Source organism: Micromonospora sp. CCTCC AA 2012012, from assembly GCF_040499845.1.
GTDB classification, from domain to species: Bacteria; Actinomycetota; Actinomycetes; order Mycobacteriales; family Micromonosporaceae; genus Micromonospora; species Micromonospora mangrovi.
In genome coordinates this window covers 5,077,027-5,095,751 of the sequence record NZ_CP159342.1, presented here as the reverse complement: position 1 = coordinate 5,095,751, position 18,725 = coordinate 5,077,027, and the positions used below count along the sequence as shown (strand labels likewise).

Below are 18,725 nucleotides of genomic sequence, written 5' to 3'. Positions count from 1 at the left end.
TCCCGGTGCGGCCTTCGTCGTCGCTCAGTGCCGGATCTGCACCCCGGCGTCCGCCAGCGCGGTCACCACGTGGGCCGACTCACCGAAGCCGATGATCAGTACGGCGTCCGCGCCGTAGTCCTTGATATCCCTGGCCCCGGCGCTGAAGTCCACCGGCTTGGCCTGCGCGTCGGCCGGCGGCTCGTAGGTCAGCAGCTTGACCTTGTCGGCGCCCATGCCGGCCCGCTCCAGCTCCGCCCGGACGTTCTCCTGGAGGCCCTCGCCGTAGGAGTCCTTGCGGGCCACGATGGCGATCTTGTGCGGGCCGTCGCGGAGGATCACGTCGGCCAGGGCGCGGCCCTGGAGGCTGTCCGGCGGGGCCGTCCGGAAGTAGAGACCCTTGTCGTCGACCGTGGTCAGACCCGCGTCGGTGTTCGACGGGGAGAACATCACCTTGCCGGCGGCGACCACGTCCGGCAGCACGGCCCGGGAGATGCCCGAGGCGCCCGCGCCGATGATGACCTGCACGCCCCGGGCGATGTGCGAGGCGACGGTGGCCTTCGCGACGGCCGGGTTGGTGCCGTCGTCGCCGTCGATCCAGACCACCGGCTCGCCGAGCACGCCGCCGGCCGCGTTGATCTCCCGCAGGGCCAGCGCGGCACCGGCCGCCAGCGGCGGGTTGGCGATCGCCAGGTCACCGGTCTTGGGCAGCAGGCCGCCGAGGACCAGCGGCGAGCCGTCGCTCTTGTCGGCCTTGCCGCCGCGCTGCTTCCTGGGCCGCGGCGGCGTCCTGGTGCTCGCCCCCGACTCGTCGCCGGCACCGACGAACTCGGTCTTGCCGTCGTCGATCACCTTGTCGTCGAAGTGCAGGGTGGCGTAGCTGGCGGTGGCCGGCTCACCGGCGTCGGTGAACCCGGCCCGGGTCAGCGACACGCCGCGGTACTCGATGTCCTGACCGGAGCGGGCCAGCTCCAGGCAGGTGGCGACCTGGTCGCAGCGGTGCCCGCCGGTGGTCACCCCGACGATCTGCTTGGCGATCGCCGCCGGATCGGTGCTGCCGGCCAGCTGCGCGGCCAGCGCGCTGATCACCACCGCGTCGTACGACTCGGCGGAGTAGAGGAAGTCACCCAGCTTCGGGTCTACGGTGCGTAGCCGGTCCTTGAAGTTCTCCGGCAACCGGGTCAGCGGGGTGGTGCCCTTCATGCCGTTGACGAGATCGGCCCGGTCCCCCAGCTCGGCGGCGAACGAGTTCAGCATGTTGCCGTCGGTGCCGTAGAGGCGCGTCTGCGTGGTGGCAGGGGCCGCCTCGGGCTTGTCGTCCCCGCAGGCGCTGGTGGCGAGCAGGAGCGCCGCGCAGGCCGTCGAGATGGCTGCGCGCGAACCGCGTGATACGAGCATGGTCGGCCTTTCTCCGGCGAAGGTCCGCTGCGCACATTAGCGTGCCCGGCTGGATGACGGGACCGTGGATGCAGGTCCGTCGGCAGGTAGACAGGCTGCCGTACGGAGAGTGACGGTGGGGCTGTGCGGGGTCACCGCTTGACCCTCCGTCCTACCGTTTCCCAGGTGACCGACGAAGCACAGCAGACGCTGGACGACGCGACCGCCGTGCTCCGCTCGGCGCTGGCCGGGGACGGTGACGGCGTGGTGGGCACCTTCGACGCCGTGGTCGACCGCTCCGGGTTGGCCGGGGCGTACGGGGTGGCCTGGTGCCTGGCCGCCACGATGCTCGGCGACGAGGCCCCGGCGGGAAACTGCGCGCTCGACTTCCCCGGCATCGACCAGGCCGGCTACGACACCCGCTGGGTGGCCCGCTTCGTCAGCGCGTACGCCAACGACGACCTCGACACCGGCGAGGCGCTCTTCGGGGCGGCGGTGGCCGACGGGCTGCTGCCGGACTGCCTGCTCACCCTCGCCGGCTCCACGGTGGCGACCCTACGCAGCCGGGCCGACTGAGCCGCCGGGCGCCCGACCGCTGCGGCCGGGCGCCTCGGACGGGTCAGAACGCGTGGTACGCCACCAGCGGCTCGTACTCGTACCGCAGGTTCTCGAAGCGGACCCGGAAGTTGACCCCGTCGCGGACGTTGGTCGCCACGGTGATGAAGCCCGAGCCCGCCGGCAGGTAGGTCAGGTAGTTGCAGGCGTTCGTCCGGTCCACGAACACCACGCAGGCCTGGGTGCCGAACGCGCTGGCGTTGCGCACGTTGATGTCCCGGCAGCGGGTGGTGGTGCGGTAGGTGCCCGCCTCGCCGCCCCACGCGCCGGTGGTGAAGTAGGACCGGGTCGCCCCGCCGTAGCAGGTCGTGGTGCTGGCGGAGAGGTTGGTGTCGGGGGCGGCCTCGGCGGGGGAACCGAGGGCGAGCAGCGGCAGCGCCGCCGTCGTGGCGAGCAGACGGATGACCGGGGATGCCATCGAGCCTCCAGGGGTGGGTGGACCCTGAGTTGCGGTCAGGGAGCTGAGCGTGAAGATGGTAACCGTCGATCTCCCGGCCGGCTCATCCCACCCGCGTCCTACCGCTGTGATAGCTGTGGTGCATGTCCGAGGCGATGCTCAGCAAGGTGCGCAAGCTGCTGGCCCAGGCGGAGGACCCGGCCTGCACGCCCGCCGAGTCGGCCGCCTTCACGGCCAAGGCGACCGAGCTGATCGCCCGCTACGGGGTGGACCGGGCGCTCCTGGCGGCCCGCGACCCCACCACCGACCCCGTCGGCGACCGGGTGATCGAGGTGGTCGCCCCGTACGCCCGGGACAAGGCCGGGCTGCTCGCCGCCGTGGCGGACCCGCTGCGCTGCCGCTGCGTACGACTCCGGCACGGCGACGGCTTCGCCATGCACCTCTTCGGCTTCGCCAGCGACCTGGAACGGGCCGACCTGCTCTTCACCTCGCTGCTGGTGCAGGCGGCGCACGGGCTGGCCGGTGCCGTCGTACCGGCCGGCGAGCACCCGGCCGCCTTCCGTCGTTCCTGGCTGGCCGGCTTCGCCCAGGTGGTCGGCGGTCGGCTGCGGGCGGCCGAGGCCGGAGCGGTCGCCGAGGCCGGCGCGCCCTCGATGGCGCTGGTGCTCGCCGACCGCTCCGACCGGGTGCAGCGGCGGCTGGCCGAGGTCTATCCGCGGCTGCGTACGGCGGCACCGCGCCGGCTCGCCGGCACCGGGTTCGGTTCGGGCGCGGCGGCGGGTCACCGGGCCGACCTGGGCGGCAGCGCCGTCGACACGGCAACCGCGCGGGGCATCGGATGGTGACCGTCGCGCACGTCCGGCGGATCGCCCGGGCCCTGCCCCGCACCGAGGAGGCCCTGGTCCGGGACCGGATCAAGTTCCGGGTCGGCCGGATCGTCTATCTGGCCCTCTCCCGCGACGAGACGGTGCTCGGCTTCGCCTTCCCGAAGGAGGAACGGGACGCCCTGGTCGCCGCCGAGCCGGCGAAGTTCCTTCCGCCCGACCGGGTCGACGAGCGCTACCACTGGGTGCAGGTCCGGCTGGCCGCGATCGACGAGCCGGAGCTGCGCGAGATCGTCGTGGAGGCGTGGCGGATGGTGGTGCCGAAGCGGGTGGCGGCGGCCCACCTCGGTGAGGCGTCCCGGTCGACTTCGTGAGCCGCCTCAGTCGGCCGAGCGGGCGACCGTGGCCAGATAGCGGCAGAGCAGCTCCTGCCAGCCGGCGGTGAGCGCCTCCCGGTAGCCCTCGGCGGCCTCGCCGTGCCGGTCGAAGTGCCGGTGCTCGACCTCGACCCTCGTGCTCTCCGGCCCCTCCGGGTGGAAGAGCACCTCCACCTCGCTGGCCCGCGCCGGATCCGGCACCGGCACCCGGTCCGGACCGATCTGCCAGGTGAACACCAACCGGCGGGGCGGATCCCAGGTCAGCACCCGACCCCAGTCGCCCCGGAAGCCGTACGGGCCGATCTCGTAGAGCATCCCGCCGGCGCGCGGCTCGATGCCCAGCTCGGCCAGCGCCTCCGGCCCGGACCAGGTGTATTCGCGTACCCACCAGTCGGTCAGGCAGCCGGTGAAGACCGCGAAGGCGCGCTCGGCGGTGGCTGGGGCGAGGAGGCTGCTGCGGAGGGAGAACCGGGCGACATCCTGGTGGACCTCATCCGGATCGGCGATCTCCTGTCCCATAGGCCCGGACCATACCGGCTGATGCCCGGGTGCGCAGCTTCCCGGGTGGCCGCTTCCGGACACGCGGTGACCGTTTTCCGGACACCGGCACCGGCGGCCGTCCCCGGGACGGATGCGGCGGGGGAAAGGGGGTAACCGCGGCTGATCCGGGCCCGGCGACCCGGGCCAGCTTGGAGTGGGGAGCATGAGCGAGAGCGGAGCGACCGAACGGGAACCGGACCCGACCAGTGAGCGGCTCGCCCACCAGGGCGGGGCGACCGAGCCGGACGTGCTGCTCGACATCCCGGAGCTGACGGTCGACCAGATCCGACTGGCGGTCGACGGCCTCGACGCGGACCTGTCACTGCGCGCCCGGTTGGCGAACCTGCTCCAGATCGACGCCGGTGTCCGGGTACACCTGGAGGGCGTGGAGCTGGACGTCACCGGGGTCAGCGCCGAGGCGCTGCTGAAGGTGCGGCTGGAGAAGCTGGTCCAGATCCTGGACCGGGCGCTGACCACGATCGACCGGAACCCGAATGTCATCGACGCCCTGGCGCGTACGGCGACGGTGAGCGTCGACGACGTCAACCGGGCCGCCCAGCAGCTCACTGGTGTGCCGGTGACGGAACAGGCCGGTCAGCAGGTGGGGACGGTCGGCGCGGTCGCCGACCAGACCCTGCGGGAGCGGGTCGGTGAGCCGTCACCACCGATCGCCACTCCACCCGCCGGGCCCCGACCCCCTGAACCGCCGACCGGCCCGTCCGAGCAGCCGGCCGCCGGCCCGGGCGCTCCCGAGGAACCGGCCGGTGCGCGCGGTCCTGGAGAGGCGGCCGGCCCGGGTACGTCCGGCGAGGCGGCGGCCGGCCCCGGTGAGCCGGCGGATCCCGGCGCTGCCGGGGAGTCCGGTACGGAACCGGCCGGTGGGCCGGAGGTCGGCGCCGCGGCGGGCGGACCCGAGCGGCCGTCGGGTGGCGCCGGGACCGGGAAGCCGACCGGCGGACCGGGGGCCACCCGGCCGGGAACCTCGGGGGCGGCCCAGATGGCCGGGCAGGCCGGGGAGAGCCTGCGCCAGGCCGGCCGGAGCGTCTGGGAGGCGATCCAGGGCGGCATGGGTCAGAGCCGCCAGCAACGCCCGAAGCGCTAGCCGTCCGCGCTCAGCGCGCCGGGCTGCCGCCCCGCCACCACGGCGTACGGGTGAGCAGGAGCAGCCTGGCGACCGGTGCCAGGGCGACGGTGCTGGCCGCGTCCCGGGGCGTCCAGAGCAGGTTGTCGCGGATCCCGGCGGCGTGCGCGGTCAGCGACGCGCCCACCAACAGCGCCACCGCGGCCAGCACGGCCCCGCCCCGTCGGCGGGTACGCCCCCCTGGTCGGCCGGGACGCCGTCGGACCTCGGAGCACCGGGCTGGACGGCCGGCGCGTCGCACGCCGCTCCTTGACGGGCGTGGGCGTCGGTGCGGGTGCCGGAGCCGACGTGGCGGGGTCCAGGCCAGGATGTGACACGCCCCTCACCGCGCTGCCGTAGGGGCGTCCTGCCGCTCGCCGCCGTCTTACGGCACCCGGACGAGGCGGGCGTAGGCGGCCCGCCCGACAGCTGTCGGATCGGCTTCGACCGAGACATAGACCCTTGCCGGCCAGGGCGCACGCACACTGGCCGTGACCGGTGTGGGGTGGTCGCCGCAGGGCACCCGCACATCGGGCGAATCGGGCGAGGGTGTGGGCCGGCTCTCCCGCGCGCCGGACATTGCGGGCTCACCCCAGAAGCGCGCTCGGAGCGCCCCTTCGCCGACACAGAGGATCTCCAACACGTACACGCCGGTCTTGTTCTCGTTGTAGCCCGTGCCGCTGATGTTTGAAGGGCCGCCGCGCAGGATGGGCCCGGAGCTGGACATGAGGATCGGCCCCTTGCCCTCGCTTCTGCGCTTCCTGTTGTCGATGGAATTGATCCCGAGCGCGGTGCCCGCTTCGGACGCCAGGGCGTCGAGCTGGGCGGTGGACAGCGGCGGCGGGGACGTCGACGGAGTCGACGACACCGGGGGTGGCGCGGACCGGTCGCCGCCGACCAGGCTCGCCACCCCGGCGCTGCCGGCCAGGGCGAGCGCTACACCGGCGGCGGCCGTGGCGATGCCGGCGCGGCGGCGACGCCGTACCGTCCGCAGCGCCTCGGCGGTTCCCGGGGTGCGGATGTGCGTCAGCGATTCGGCGCGTAGGAGGGCAAAGGCCGCCCGGGTCTGCTCTTCGGTCAGTTCCTCAGGCATGAGTTTCCTCCGTGTATGCGGGACCGAGCTGGGCGGCGAGCGCGACACGGCCCCGGTGCAGCCAGGACTTGACGGTGCCTTCGGGCACTCCCTCGCGATCGGCGATCTCGGCGACCGGAAGGTCGGCGAGGTAGCGCAGCACCATCGCCCGCCGCTGCGCGGCCGGTAGCGAGGCCAGAGCCCCGATGAGCGCGATGCGATCAGGCTCCGGCCCCTCGATGACCGGCTCACCGCGTTGGCGACTGTGGAAAGCCCGCATCACGCGGATCCGTCGCCAACGGCTGGTCGCGAGATTCCAGGCGACCCGACGGACCCAGGCGGCGGGGTCGTCATAGCGGGAGACCTGCCGCCACCGGGCGAGCGCCCGACAGAACGCCTCCTGGACGACGTCCTGCGCCTCATGCCGATCACCCGAGTAGGCGTACAACTGCACGGTGAGGTCGGCGTAGTACGCCGCGTAAAAGTCGTCGAAGTCTGTCATCGACCACTACACGCAGGGCCGGTTCAGAACGTTGCGGCCTGCCGGTCAGAGTGGGACGTCGAGGCCGGCGAGGGGCAGATCGGGCAGAACCTGGGGCACAAAGCAGAGCGCCGACCGGCGTTTCCGCTGATCGGCGCTCCTGTAGCCCGGCGAAAGGCTATGTGGCCAGGGGCGGGGTCGAACCGCCGACCTTCCGATTTTCAGTCGGACGCTCGTACCAACTGAGCTACCTGGCCGTGGTGCTCGGCTCATGCTACCCAACGGACGGCACTGCCGCCGGAAGGCCCACACGCTCCGATACGCAGAACGCCGCGCAGAATTCGCGCGGCGCCAGCGCTTGCGGTCCTGACGGGACTTGAACCCGCGACCTCCGCCTTGACAGGGCGGCGAGCACTCCAACTGCTCCACAGGACCTTGCTCTGTTGCATCCGACCGAGGTCGGACCGTGCCCCCAACGGGATTCGAACCCGTGCTACCGCCTTGAAAGGGCGGCGTCCTGGGCCGCTAGACGATGAGGGCGGCCCCGCCATCATTGCACACTCGCAACTTCAAGCGGACTTGCTCCCATCCGGCCCCGCCGGAGGCTTGGAAAGCATACGTGATGGCTGGCCTGCCGACCAAACCGGTATGGCGCGGGGCACATCGGGGAGCAAAACAGCAGGTCAGGGCGGGTGTCAGTGGAGGCGGGAGATCCCGTACCGGCGTTTCAGGTCGGGGATCAGGTGCCGGCAGGCGGTCAGGGTGGGCCGCCGATCGCCGCCTCCGTCGTGCATCAGCACGACCGCACCGGGCTTCACGGCGTGCTCCACCCGGGTGGTGATCGTCTGGCTGGTGGGCTTGTCCCAGTCCCGCGGGTCGACGCTCCAGTGCAGCGAGCGCATGCCGAGCTGGCGGGCGACCTCCACCTCCTCGGGCGTCCACCGACCGCCCGGCTGCCGGAACCAGGAGACCTTGGCGTTCGGGACGGCCGCGTGGATCGCCCGGTTGGTGCGGAGCAGGTCGGCCCTGATGTCGGCGACCGGCCGCCGACCCAGGTTGAGGTCGTGCCGCCAGCTGTGGTTGCAGAGCTGGTGACCCTCCCGGACGATCCGGGCCACCAGTTCCGGGTGGCGCTGGACCTGCCGGCCGATCAGGCAGAACGTCGCGGTGACGTGGGCCGCCCGGAGCTGGTCGAGCAGTTGGGGCGTCCAACGGGGGTCCGGCCCGTCGTCGAAGGTGAGGGCCACCGACCGGTCACCGGAGGACCGGTCCAGGCCCACCGGAAGGGTGCTGGGCAGCGGCCGCAGCGGCGGTTTCGGTGTGCTGGTGCGGGTGGGTCGCGGGCTGGGCGTCGGCTTCGACACCGGTGGAGCCGCGGCCGCCGGTGACGGGCCGCCGGCCTGGGACGGGTTGCGGGCGGGATCGCCGCACCCGGTGAGGAGCAGCACCAGGCCGAGGGCGTACGCCAGTACGGCGCGTGAACGCATCGTCGCTCCCGGAAGGGGTCGGGGAAGGCGGACATCCCCGACGCTAGTTCATGATCTTCCCTTCCGGCAGAGGCGGTCAGTCCGTTGTCGACTGATCCAGTGAGTCGCGGACGGCCACCGCCAGCGACACCGCCTCGCCCAGGTCGACCGGACGCACCACGCCGGCGGGCAGCGTGTCGGCCCGCCAGCCGGGGCCTGCGGCGAGCACCAGCAGTGGCCGGCGCGGGATGGCGAGCAGGGCGGAGAGCTGCCCCGGGTCGGCGGTGGCCCGGGTGTGCGACCAGACCACCACGGCGGCCGGACCGGTCCGGGTGACCGCCTCGACCAGGGCCGCCACCGGCACCCGGGCACCGAGCATCCGATAGCTCACGCCGGCCTCGGCCAGCGCGGCGGCCAGCGCCTCCAGCGGCAGGCTGTGCTGTTCCTCGTCCGCACAGGACAGCAGGACGCGCGGCGGTCCGACGGGCGTGTGGGCGCGGGCGACCGCGGCGAAGGCCTCGGAGACGCACCGGGACATCAGGTGCTCCACGTCGATCAGGCCGGTGGTGGCGGCGTGCCGCTCACCGATCCCGGCGAGCACCGGGCGCAGCAGTCCGTCCCAGGTGGCGACCACCCCGTCGGTGGCGAGGGCGTGGGAGATGGTCTCGCCGATCGCTGCCGAGTCCAGTCGCATGGCGGCCCGGGCCAGTCCTCGGGCGACGGGGCCGGCCCGGCCCACCGGGATGGTCAGGCCGCCGCCGTCCCGGGTCAGCCCGGGACGGGTCGTCATCCGGGCCAGCTCCACGGTGTTCCCGGCCGGGGCCTGTCGGGCCCAGCGGGCCGCCTCGGCCGGCGTGACCCCCTCGGCGGTGAGTCGCCGCATGATCTCCAGGCGGGCGAGGTCGGCCGGCGTGTAGCGCCGGTGGTGTCCCGGTACGTGCTCACTGGGACCGAGCCCGTACCGCTGGTGCCAGGTGCGCAGCGTGGTGACCGCGACGCCCAGTCGGCGCGCCACGGCCCCCGCGCTCAGCGCCTCATCGGCCACCCGACCGCTCCGACACCTCGTCGGCCGGTGCCCCGGACGGGACCGCGGCCGTGCCAGGGGTGCCCGCTGCGGGACGGAGCAACCGGTTCACCACTCCACCCAGCCAGGGGGCGTACGTGCGGGGGTCGACGTCGAGGTCGGCCTCCAGCTCCACGGGGTCGACCCAGCGCAGCTCGGCCACCTCGTCGGGGTCCGGCAGGGTACGCAGGTCGGCCGGCACGTCGGCGCGGAGCACGTGGTCGTACTCGAACTCGACGCGGCCGGTGGCCGGGTCCTCGGCGTAGTAGACGTACACCCCGACCTCGGTGAGGCTGACCGGCTCGGCGCCGAGCTCCTCGCCGAGCCGGCGGTTGGCGGCCTCGACCAGCGACTCGCCGGGCTGGGGGTGGCCGCAGCAGGCGTTCGCCCAGCGCAGCGGGAAGCGGGTCTTGGTCGCGGCCCGGCGCTGGAGCAGCACCCGGCCGTCCGGGTCGACCAGGAGCACCGAGAAGGCCCGGTGCAGCCGGCCCGGCGGCTGGTGGGCGGCGGCCACGGTGGTCGCACCCTGCGGCCGCCCACCGTCGTCGACCAGCTCGACCAGGTGCTCCTCGCGGGAGGTGGTCATCGTCCGGCCCCGGTGATGCGGTTGGCGGCCAGCTTGCCGGAGATGAGCACCATCGGCACGCCCACGCCGGGCTGGGTGCCGGAGCCGACGAAGACCACGTTGGAGAGGGTGCGGTGCAGGTTCGACGGCCGGAACGGGCCGGTCTGGAAGAGGCTGTGCGCGGACGCGAACGGGGTGCCCGCGGCCATGCCCTGCTCCTCCCACTCGGCCGGGGTGACCGTGCGGAGCACCTCGACGCCGTCGCCGAAGCCGACGTAGCCCCGCTCTTCGAGAGTGTCGATGAGCTGGTCGGCGTAGCGGCGGCTCAGGTCGCCGCGCCAGTCGAACGGCGCCCGGTGCAGGTTGGGCACCGGGGCGAGCACGTAGTAGGTGTGCCGGCCGGCTGGGGCCACCGCCGGGTCGGTGCGGCTCGGGTTGGTGACCAGCAGCGACGGGTCGGTCATCAGCTCCCCTCGCCGGATCACCTCGTCGAACGTGCCCTTCCAGGACCGTCCGAAGTGGATGTTGTGGTGGGCGATCTTCTCATAGCCCTGCTTCGAGCCGACGTGCAGCACCACGCAGGAGGGCGAGTAGGTGAGCTTGCGGGCCCGGGTCGGCGGGAGCAGGTCGCGGTAGGCGACCGGCAGGTCCGGGTTGAGCACCACCACGTCGGCCGGGACGAACTCGCCGTCCGAGGTGACCACGCCGGTCGCCCGGCCGTGGGCGGTCTCCACCCGGCTCACGGTGGTGCCGTAGCGGATCTGCACGCCGTGCTTCTCCGCCGCGCCGGCCATCCCCCGGGAGACCGCGTGGATGCCGCCGCGCGGGAAGGACACCCCGGCCACCGAGTCGAGGTACGCGATGACCGCGTAGATGGCCAGCGCGTCGTGCGGTGAGAGGCCCGCGTACATCGCCTGGAAGGAGAAGATCCGCTGGGTACGCGGGTCGGAGAAGAACTGGTTGATCTTCGTCTGGAGCCGCCGGAACGCCCCGCTCGCCATGAGCTGCACCAGGTTGCCGGTGAGCAGGTCGGTGGGGGCGTCGAGGTTGCGCTCGATGAAGTCGGTCCGCTCGAGCTGCCAGAGCTTGCGGGCGTAGTCGACGAAGCGCAGGTAGCCGTCGGCCTCCCGGGGACCGCAGACGCGGGAGATCTCGGCCGCCATCCGGGTGGTGTCGGTGATGACGTCCAGCGTCGAGCCGTCCGGGTAGTAGGCCCGGTAGGCGGGGTCGAGCGGGGTCAGGTCGAGCCAGTCGCGCAGCTCCTCACCGACCGCGCCGAGCGCCTCGGCGATCAGGTCCGGCATGGTCAGCACGGTCGGTCCGGTGTCGAACTCGTACCCGTCGACGCTGAGCCGACCGGCCCGGCCGCCGGGCACCGCCTCGCGTTCCAGCACGGTCACCTGCCGACCACTGCCGGCCAGGTGCAGCGCACAGGCCAACCCGCCCAGGCCGGCACCGACGACGACCACCTGGTCGGTACGTCCGTTCACGGTCCGCACTCCGACCACCTCCCTCACAAAGTTGCCCATCATGCCCGCCGTTTGGTGGCGGCGGTGGCGAGGCCCGTCAGCGCGGTGCGCGCGGTCTCGTCGATCGACGCGGTGTCGAGCGCGGTCAGCGCCTCGGTCACCCGGTCGGAGATCATCCGTTCGACCCGGGCGACCGCGCCGGTGTCGGCGACCACGTCGGCCAGCCGGGCCACCTCGCGGGCCCCGGTGACCGTGCCGGCCCGCTCCAGCGCGCGGCGTTGGGCCGGGGTGGCGAGCTGCCGGGCCAGCATCAGCAGCGCGGTCGGCTTGCCGGTACGCAGGTCGTCACCGGCCGGCTTGCCGGTGGTGGCCGGGTCGCCGTAGACGCCGAGCAGGTCGTCGCAGAGCTGGAACGCCTCACCCACGGCCAGGCCGTAGCGGGTGTACGCGGCGGTCAGCGGCGCGTGCGCGTCGGCACCGGCGAGGCAGGCGCCGAAGAGCAGCGGTCGCTGGACGGTGTAGCTGGCGGTCTTGTAGCGGGCCACCCGCAGCGCCCGGTCCACCGACCAGTTGGCCGCGTCGTTCTCGCCGAGGACGTCGAGGTACTGCCCGGCGACGGTTTCGACGCGCATCTGGTCATAGCAGCGCCGCACGTCGAGGAGCCGGGACGGCGGCACGGTGGCGTGGCTGAGCAGCCGGTCGGCCCAGACCATGCAGAGGTCGCCGATCAGCACGGCGACCGCCTCGCCGAACCGGTCCGGGTCGCCGGCATGACCGGCGGCGACGTGCCGGGCGGCGGCGGCCCGGTGCGCGGTCGGCTGGCCGCGTCGGGTGTCCGAGGCGTCCATGACGTCGTCGTGCACGAGCGCGAAGGTGTGCAGCAGCTCCAGGGCGGCCAGCGCCGGCAGCACCGTGGGCAGCGGCTCGTCCCCGCCGACCACCCCCCGCCAGCCCCAGTACGCGAAGGTGGGTCGGACCCGCTTACCCCCGGCCAGCACACAGTCCCGGGCCGTTGCGGCGAATCCGCCCATCGCTGCGTCGATCTCGGTGAGCGAGTCGACCTCTGCGGCGAGGAACGCCGCGAGCGTCTCGTCGACCCCCTTGATCAGGTCTTTGGTGAACGCGGCCAGCACGCCGCGGACCGGATCGTCCGTCGCTCCCGGCTGTGCCGGCGCGACGCGGAGCGCATTACCCGCAACTGCGTCGTTGGCCATGTCGGCGAGCGTACCCTAGGGTTACGAGTTGCGTCGATTGCTGCGTCGAATCCCCGAGGAGGGCCGGTGGACACGGATCTCACCGCTGCCTATGCCCGCTGCCAGGAGCTGCATAAACGGCACGGGCGTACCTACTATCTCGCCACTCGGCTGCTGCCCGCGTGGAAACGGCGGCACGTGCACGCCCTGTACGGGTTCACCCGGTACGCCGACGAGATCGTGGACCGCACCGAGGACCTGCCGCCGGCCGAGCGCGCGGCCCGGCTGGAGGAATGGTCGGCCCGCTTCGTCGCCGGCCTGCACGGGGAACCCGTCGACGACCCGCTGCTCCCCGCCGTGCTGCACACCATCGCCATCTTCGACCTGGACCGGGGCGACTTTGCGTCGTTTCTGCGCAGCATGGCGATGGACCTGACGGTCATGTCGTACCCGACCTACGACGACCTGCTCGACTACATGGAGGGCTCGGCTGCCGTCATCGGCACCATGATGCTGCCGATCCTGGGCAGCACCGACCCGGCCGCCGCCCGGGAACCGGCCCGGCAGCTCGGCTTCGCCTTCCAGCTCACCAACTTCATCCGGGACGTCGCCGAGGACCTGGACCGGGGCCGCACCTACCTGCCCGACGAGGACCTGGCCAAGTTCGACGTCACCCGCGACGACCTGCTCGCGGCGAAGGCCGCCGGGCGCACCACGCCCCGGATCCGCGAGCTGATCGAGTACGAGGTGACCCGCGCCCAGGCCCACTACGCCGCCGCCGCGCCGGGCATCACCCTGCTCTCGCCCGCCTCCCAGGCCTGCATGCGCACCGCGTACGCGCTCTACGGTGGAATCCTCGACGAGGTGGCCGCCCAGGACCACGACGTCTTCGTGCGGCGTGCCCTCGTACCCCAGCGGCGGCGGATGGCGGTGGCCGCGCGGGCGCTGCTCACCCCGGCCGGGACGCCGGTGGTGGTCCCGGGCCCGACCCCGACCTCCCTCCCGGCCTCGTGAGCGACCGCACCGCGGTCGTGCTCCTCACCCGCGACCTGCGGGTACACGACCATCCGGCGCTCGCCACCGCCTGCGCGGCCTTCGACCGGGTGGTCCCGCTCTTCGTGCTCGACCCGGCGCTGACCGCGCTGTCGCCGAACCGGACCCGGTTCCTGCACCAGAGCCTCGCCGAGCTGCGGGAGGCGCTGCGCGAGCGCGGCGGGGACCTGGTGATCCGCCGGGGCGACCCGGTGGCCGAGACGATCCGGCTGGCCCGCGAGGTGCACGCCGAGGGGATCGGCCTCTCCGCCGACGTCAGCCGCCACGCCCACCGCCGGCAGGAACGGCTGCGCGCCGAGTGCGAGCGGCACCGGCTCTTCCTGCGCCTCTTCCCCGGCCTCACCATCGTCGACCCGGGTGCCCTGCGACCCACCGGCGGCGACCACTACCGGGTCTTCAGCCCCTACTTCCGGGCCTGGCAGGGGGTGGCGCTCCGGGAGGAGCTGGCCGCCCCGGAGCGGGTCCGGCTGCCCGACGGCATCGACCCCGGCCGGCTGCCCGCACCGCCGAAGGGCGACTCGCCCGACGCCGCGCCGGGCGGCGAACGGGTCGCGCAGCGCCGACTGACCGGCTGGCTGCCGACCCTCAAGCGGTACGACGACATCCACGACGACATGGCCGGCGACGAGACCTCCCGGCTCAGCCCGTACCTGCGGTTCGGCTGCCTGTCGCCGCTGTCGGTGGCGAACCGGGCCGGCGGCCGGGACGGCCCTTTCGTCCGGCAGCTCTGCTGGCGGGACTTCTACTACCAGGTGACCGACGCGTTCCCGGAGATCTCAGGAGTCGCCTACCGGCGGGGCGCCACGGAGGAGTGGCGGGAGGACGGCGAGGCGCTGACCGCCTGGGCCGAGGGGCGTACCGGGATGCCGATCGTGGACGCCGGGATGCGGCAGCTGCGCGCCGAGGGCTGGATGCACAACCGGGCCCGGCTGATCACCGCCGGCCACCTGACCAAGACGCTCCGCCTGGACTGGCGACCCGGGGTGAAGGTCTTCTCCCGGTGGCTGCTCGACGGGGACGTGGCCAACAACTCCGGCAACTGGCAGTGGGTGGCGGGCACCGGCAACGACAGCCGGCCGTACCGCGGCTTCAACCCGGTCCGCCAGGCCGAACGGTACGACCCCGTCGGCGCGTACGTGCGGCGCTGGGTGCCGGAGCTGGCGTCGGTCGAGGGGAAGGCGATCCACCAGCCGTGGCGGCTGCCCCCCGAGGTACGCCGCACCCTGGACTACCCGCCCCCGCTGGAGGTCCCCGGGGCCGACCCGGTCTGGCTGCGCTGACCCGTCAGAGGCAGGAGTGCAGGGCCTCGACCAGCTCGTCCACCCGGTCGTGCGCGTCGAGCCGGGCCGTCACGTACGCGAAGGTGTAGCCGCGCTCCGGGTCGGCCCAGGCGCTGCTGCCCCCGATCCCACCCATGCCCCAGCTCCCGTCCGGCTCCCACTGCATGCCCAGCGTCCAGTACGCCCGCCGGTCCAGCACCAGGTCCGGGCCGTCGTACTGCACCCGGGTGGCCTCGGCGACCAGGTCGGGGTCGAGCAGGCGTACCCCGTCCAGGGTGCCGCCGGCGAGCAGACCGGCGTAGAGCCGGGCCAGTGCCGTCGCCGTGGCGTGCAGGTTGATCGCCGGCACCTCGACGCCCCGCCAGCCCGGGCCGTTCAGCACCGCCAGGTCGAGGCCGTCGGCCGGGTTGCCCAGCACCCGCGCCCGCAGCGACCCCGGCTCACCCCGCATCCGGACCGGCCAGCCCGGATCGGCGTACGACAGGTCGGCGCAGCGCCGTTGGTCGACCGCGTCGAGACCGAAGCCCAGGTCGAGGTGCCACGGCCCGGCGATCTCCTCGGCCAGGAAGCGCCCCACCGACCGCCCGTCCACCCGGCGCACCAGCTCGCCCACCAGGTGCCCGTACGTCCAGGCGTGCTCGCCCGCGACGGAGCCCGGCACCCACTCGGGCTCGGCGGCGGCCAGGTCGGCGCAGAGCAGGTCCCAGTCGGCGAGCGCCGCCGCCGGCCGGGGCACCGGGAACGCCGGCAGGCCGGCGGTGTGGTCGAGCACCTGCCGGACCGTCGCCGGGGTGCGGAACCCCGGCCAGTACGCCGACACCTGGTCGTCCAGGTCGAGCCGGCCCCGATCGACCAGCACCAGCAGGCAGAGCGCCGCCACCGGCTTGCCCACCGAGAAGACGGTCACCAGCGTCTCCGGCCGCCACGGATCGCCGGCCCCCTCCGCCGGGACCACCACGCCGGGTGCCACGGCTGCGCGGGTGCCGCCGACGAGGTCGACGACCGGCTCACCGTCGTACCGGACGGTCAACGCGGCACCGGTCTCCCGGCCGGCGGCGAAGAGGTCGCGGAAGCAGTCCCGGACCGGGGCGAAGCGTGCGTGCATCCGGCCACGGTAGGCGGTCGCAGTCATTACCGGCCGCGAAATTCCGGGCCGCTGCGGTGGTCGGCCGTCGGGCGGTGCGGAATGCTGGCGGGGTGACAGATCCGGAGTTGGTGGACGTGGTCGTCGTCGGGCTCGGCGTGGGCGGCGAGGAGGTGGCCGGGCGGCTCGCCGAGGCCGGCCTGACCGTCGTCGGGATCGAGCGGGACCTGGTCGGTGGGGAGTGCCCCTACTGGGGCTGCATCCCGAGCAAGATGATGATCCGGGCGGCGAACGCCCTGGCCGAGGCCCGCCGGGTCAACGAGCTGGCCGGGGCGGCGCAGGTCCAGCCCGACTGGGCACCGGTGGCGAAGCGGATCCGCGAGGAGGCCACCGACACCTGGGACGACAAGGCGGCGGTGGACCGCTTCACCGGCAAGGGCGGCCGGTTCGTCCGGGGCAGTGGCCGACTCGACGGCCCCGGCCGGGTACGCGTCGGCGACCAGGTCTTCCAGGCCCGGTACGGCATCGTGCTGGGCACCGGCACCCGTCCCTCGATCCCGCCGATCGACGGCCTCGCCGACACCCCGTACTGGACCAACCACCAGGCGATCGAGGTCGAGGAGCTGCCGGAGTCGCTGCTGGTCCTCGGGGGCGGGGCGATCGGGCTGGAACTGGCGCAGGTCTTCGCCCGGTTCGGCGTCCGGGTCACCGTGGTGGAGGCGGCGGAGCGGGTCCTCGCGATCGAGGAGCCCGAGTCGTCCGAGCTGGCCGCCACCGCGCTGCGCGCCGACGGGGTGATCATCTCCACCGGGGTGAAGGCCGAGCGGGTCAGCCACGACGGGCAGCGGTTCACCGTGCACGCCGCCGGGGGCGACGTCACCGGCGACCGGTTGCTGGTGGTGACCGGGCGCAGGGCGCACCTGGACGAGCTGGGCCTGGAGACCGTGCACGTCGACGCCGCCCAGCGCTACCTGCCGGTGGACGAGCGGATGCACGTCACCGACGGCGTCTGGGCGGTCGGTGACCTCACGGGTGAGGGCGCCTTCACCCACATCGCCATGTACCAGGCGGCCATCGTCGTCGCCGACGTGCTCGACCACAGTCGCCGGGCCAGGGGCGGTCCCGACGCCAGCGGCACCGCCAGCGTCGTCGGCGGCGCGACCGGCGTGGCCAGCGCGGTCGGCGGCGCGATGAGCGCCGGCGGGTCGACCGCCGCGCCGGGCAGCGTCCCCCGCGCCGACTACCGGGCGCTGCCCCGGGTCACCTTCACCGACCCGGAGATCGGCGCGGTCGGCCTCACCGAACAGCAGGCCCGCGAACGCGGCATCAACGTCCAGGTCGGCTGGACGGACCTCACCTCGTCGAGCCGGGGCTGGATCCACAAGACCGGCAACGCCGGCTTCATCAAGCTGATCGCCGACGCCGACCAGGGCGTGCTGGTGGGTGCCACCTCCGCCGGGCCGGCCGGCGGCGAGGTGCTGTCGGCGCTGGTGGTGGCGGTGCACGCGGCCGTCCCGATCAGTCAGCTCCGGCACATGATCTATGCGTACCCGACCTTCCACCGCGCCATCGAGGACGCCCTCCGCGCGCTGAAGTGACCCGGGGTCACCCCGCCGCGGTGCCGTGGCGGCCGGCGCCCGCCGTGAACCGGGCCGCGCCGGCCGCCGCGTCCGTGGCCAGGGACTCCATGCCGTAGCTCAGCTCGGTGGCCAGCGCCGCCGGCTCGGGCAGTCCGGCGGTGGCGAGCACCGAGGCCCGGTCGTTGCGCAGGCAGGTCTGCGGGTGCCGGGCGATCTCGGCGGCCAGCCGCTCGGCCGCCGCCCGGGCCTCACCCGGCGCGACCAGCCGGTTCACCAGACCCATCGCGTACGCCTCCTCGGCGGGGACCGGGCGGCCGGTGAGGATCAGGTCCATCGCCCGGCTCTCCCCGATCAGCCGGGGCAGCCGGACCGTGCCGCCGTCGATCAGCGGTACGCCCCAGCGGCGGCAGAACACCCCGAGCACCGCGTCGGACTCGGCGATCCGCAGGTCGCACCAGAGGGCCAGCTCCAGGCCGCCGGCCACCGCGTACCCGGAGATCGCGGCGAGGACCGGCTTGGACAGGCGCATCCGGGTGGGACCCATCGGGCCGTCGCCCTCCGGCTCGACCCGGTTGCCGCGCGGCGTACCGATGGCTTTCAGGTCGGCGCCCGCGCAGAACGTGCCGCCGGCCCCCCAGAGCACGGCGACCGCCGCGTCCGGGTCGGCCTCGAAGGCGCGGAACGCGTCGGCGAGGGCCCGCGCGGTCGGCCCGTCGACGGCGTTCCGGGCCGCCGGCCGGTCCAGGATCACCGTGGTCACCGCCCCGTCGCGCTCCACCCGAACCCCCACCCACCCAGCATGCCCGCCCCACCCCCACCCCACCACCCCCTCCTCCTCCCGCCCCCTCCCTCCCTCCCTCCCGCCCCTCCCTCCCGGCAAATTCACGGAAAGCGTTCCTTTCCGGCCCCGGATGACCACGCTTTCCGTGAATCAGCGGGAGCTGATGGCCGGGTGGGGTGGGGCGGGTGGCTAGCATTCGGGGCGGAACGATCATGCGAGGTGCCCCGCGTGAGCGGGGAGAATCGGGAAGCCGGTGTGAATCCGGCACGGGCCCGCCGCGGTGACCGGGGAGCCACCGTCCACGCGCGACACGCGCAGCCACTGGCCGTACGGGCCGGGAAGGCGGACGGCCAGGCGTCGATCCGGGAGTCCGAAGACCGGCCTCGCGCCAGCCGCCCACCCCTCGGGG

The 18,725-nt window shown here is 73.8% G+C and carries 20 protein-coding genes, 3 tRNA genes and 1 riboswitch; of the genes, 7 read left to right on the top strand and 16 right to left on the bottom strand.

What is annotated here, in order from left to right; all coding sequences use genetic code 11:
* Positions 1–24: 24 nt before the first annotated feature.
* Positions 25–1,377 (bottom strand): ABC transporter substrate-binding protein, encoded by a 1,353-nt coding sequence (locus tag ABUL08_RS22770; protein ID WP_350932001.1) that lies wholly within the window; start codon positions 1,375–1,377, stop codon positions 25–27.
* Positions 1,378–1,542: 165 nt separating this feature from the next.
* Here ABUL08_RS22770 and ABUL08_RS22765 point away from each other — a divergent pair, with 165 nt between their 5' ends.
* Complete coding sequence (locus ABUL08_RS22765) at positions 1,543–1,932, top strand: hypothetical protein (protein ID WP_350932000.1); 390 nt, start codon at positions 1,543–1,545, stop codon at positions 1,930–1,932.
* Positions 1,933–1,975: 43 nt separating this feature from the next.
* On the opposite strand, the gene ABUL08_RS22760 is transcribed toward ABUL08_RS22765, so the two are convergent.
* The gene (locus ABUL08_RS22760; RefSeq protein ID WP_350931999.1) at positions 1,976–2,389 is read right to left on the bottom strand and encodes a hypothetical protein; all 414 of its coding nucleotides are present in this window, start codon (positions 2,387–2,389) and stop codon (positions 1,976–1,978) included.
* A gap of 122 nt (positions 2,390–2,511) precedes the next feature.
* Between ABUL08_RS22760 and ABUL08_RS22755 the strand changes: the two genes are divergently transcribed.
* Both ABUL08_RS22755 and ABUL08_RS22750 read left to right on the top strand, forming a co-directional pair.
* Positions 2,512–3,213 carry a DUF2786 domain-containing protein gene (locus ABUL08_RS22755; protein ID WP_350931998.1) on the top strand — a complete coding sequence of 234 codons (702 nt, stop codon included), beginning with the start codon at positions 2,512–2,514 and terminating at the stop codon, positions 3,211–3,213.
* Positions 3,207–3,566, top strand: coding sequence for an MmcQ/YjbR family DNA-binding protein (locus tag ABUL08_RS22750; protein ID WP_350931997.1), 360 nt, complete (start codon positions 3,207–3,209; stop codon positions 3,564–3,566). Before ABUL08_RS22755 ends, ABUL08_RS22750 begins: the two co-directional genes overlap by 7 nt.
* Before the next feature lie 6 nt (positions 3,567–3,572).
* Here the strand turns inward: ABUL08_RS22750 and ABUL08_RS22745 are convergent, their stop codons facing one another.
* The gene (locus ABUL08_RS22745) at positions 3,573–4,088 is read right to left on the bottom strand and encodes an SRPBCC family protein (protein ID WP_350931996.1); all 516 of its coding nucleotides are present in this window, start codon (positions 4,086–4,088) and stop codon (positions 3,573–3,575) included.
* Between the two features lie 184 nt (positions 4,089–4,272).
* Between ABUL08_RS22745 and ABUL08_RS22740 the strand changes: the two genes are divergently transcribed.
* Complete coding sequence (locus tag ABUL08_RS22740; protein WP_350931995.1) at positions 4,273–5,211, top strand: hypothetical protein; 939 nt, start codon at positions 4,273–4,275, stop codon at positions 5,209–5,211.
* A gap of 10 nt (positions 5,212–5,221) precedes the next feature.
* On the opposite strand, the gene ABUL08_RS22735 is transcribed toward ABUL08_RS22740, so the two are convergent.
* From ABUL08_RS22735 to ABUL08_RS22685, 11 genes are all read right to left on the bottom strand, one after another.
* Positions 5,222–5,401 (bottom strand): hypothetical protein, encoded by a 180-nt coding sequence (locus tag ABUL08_RS22735; RefSeq protein ID WP_350931994.1) that lies wholly within the window; start codon positions 5,399–5,401, stop codon positions 5,222–5,224.
* Between the two features lie 213 nt (positions 5,402–5,614).
* Positions 5,615–6,322, bottom strand: coding sequence for a hypothetical protein (locus ABUL08_RS22730; RefSeq protein ID WP_350931992.1), 708 nt, complete (start codon positions 6,320–6,322; stop codon positions 5,615–5,617).
* Positions 6,315–6,803 carry a SigE family RNA polymerase sigma factor gene (locus ABUL08_RS22725; RefSeq protein ID WP_350931991.1) on the bottom strand — a complete coding sequence of 163 codons (489 nt, stop codon included), beginning with the start codon at positions 6,801–6,803 and terminating at the stop codon, positions 6,315–6,317. Before ABUL08_RS22725 ends, ABUL08_RS22730 begins: the two co-directional genes overlap by 8 nt.
* Positions 6,804–6,965: 162 nt before the next feature.
* Positions 6,966–7,039: transfer RNA gene (locus tag ABUL08_RS22720), tRNA-Phe, on the bottom strand.
* A gap of 104 nt (positions 7,040–7,143) precedes the next feature.
* Positions 7,144–7,217 (bottom strand) — tRNA-Asp (locus ABUL08_RS22715).
* A 32-nt stretch (positions 7,218–7,249) separates the two neighbouring features.
* A tRNA-Glu gene (locus tag ABUL08_RS22710) sits at positions 7,250–7,322 on the bottom strand.
* Positions 7,323–7,477: 155 nt separating this feature from the next.
* Positions 7,478–8,269 (bottom strand): polysaccharide deacetylase family protein, encoded by a 792-nt coding sequence (locus ABUL08_RS22705; protein WP_350931990.1) that lies wholly within the window; start codon positions 8,267–8,269, stop codon positions 7,478–7,480.
* Positions 8,270–8,345: 76 nt separating this feature from the next.
* Positions 8,346–9,293 carry a MerR family transcriptional regulator gene (locus ABUL08_RS22700; RefSeq protein ID WP_350931989.1) on the bottom strand — a complete coding sequence of 316 codons (948 nt, stop codon included), beginning with the start codon at positions 9,291–9,293 and terminating at the stop codon, positions 8,346–8,348.
* Complete coding sequence (gene idi, locus ABUL08_RS22695; protein WP_350931988.1) at positions 9,283–9,897, bottom strand: isopentenyl-diphosphate Delta-isomerase; 615 nt, start codon at positions 9,895–9,897, stop codon at positions 9,283–9,285. The genes ABUL08_RS22700 and idi overlap by 11 nt, the downstream gene beginning before the upstream one ends.
* Complete coding sequence (gene crtI / locus ABUL08_RS22690; protein ID WP_350931986.1) at positions 9,894–11,405, bottom strand: phytoene desaturase family protein; 1,512 nt, start codon at positions 11,403–11,405, stop codon at positions 9,894–9,896. The genes idi and crtI overlap by 4 nt, the downstream gene beginning before the upstream one ends.
* Positions 11,405–12,559, bottom strand: coding sequence for a polyprenyl synthetase family protein (locus ABUL08_RS22685; RefSeq protein ID WP_350931985.1), 1,155 nt, complete (start codon positions 12,557–12,559; stop codon positions 11,405–11,407). Before ABUL08_RS22685 ends, crtI begins: the two co-directional genes overlap by 1 nt.
* 66 nt (positions 12,560–12,625) lie before the next feature.
* Here ABUL08_RS22685 and ABUL08_RS22680 point away from each other — a divergent pair, with 66 nt between their 5' ends.
* Complete coding sequence (locus ABUL08_RS22680) at positions 12,626–13,552, top strand: phytoene/squalene synthase family protein (RefSeq protein ID WP_350931984.1); 927 nt, start codon at positions 12,626–12,628, stop codon at positions 13,550–13,552.
* Positions 13,549–14,871 carry a cryptochrome/photolyase family protein gene (locus tag ABUL08_RS22675; RefSeq protein WP_350931983.1) on the top strand — a complete coding sequence of 441 codons (1,323 nt, stop codon included), beginning with the start codon at positions 13,549–13,551 and terminating at the stop codon, positions 14,869–14,871. Before ABUL08_RS22680 ends, ABUL08_RS22675 begins: the two co-directional genes overlap by 4 nt.
* 4 nt (positions 14,872–14,875) lie before the next feature.
* Here ABUL08_RS22675 and ABUL08_RS22670 read toward each other — a convergent pair whose 3' ends face one another.
* Entirely contained in the window at positions 14,876–15,976 is a 1,101-nt protein-coding gene (locus ABUL08_RS22670; protein WP_350931982.1) for a serine hydrolase domain-containing protein, read from the bottom strand.
* Positions 15,977–16,068: 92 nt separating this feature from the next.
* Here ABUL08_RS22670 and ABUL08_RS22665 point away from each other — a divergent pair, with 92 nt between their 5' ends.
* Positions 16,069–17,553, top strand: a complete 1,485-nt coding sequence (locus ABUL08_RS22665) for a dihydrolipoyl dehydrogenase family protein (RefSeq protein WP_350931981.1) — start codon at positions 16,069–16,071, stop codon at positions 17,551–17,553.
* A 7-nt stretch (positions 17,554–17,560) separates the two neighbouring features.
* Here the strand turns inward: ABUL08_RS22665 and ABUL08_RS22660 are convergent, their stop codons facing one another.
* Entirely contained in the window at positions 17,561–18,325 is a 765-nt protein-coding gene (locus tag ABUL08_RS22660) for a crotonase/enoyl-CoA hydratase family protein (protein ID WP_350931979.1), read from the bottom strand.
* A gap of 191 nt (positions 18,326–18,516) precedes the next feature.
* A riboswitch (cobalamin riboswitch) is annotated at positions 18,517–18,716 on the top strand.
* Positions 18,717–18,725 lie beyond the last annotated feature (9 nt).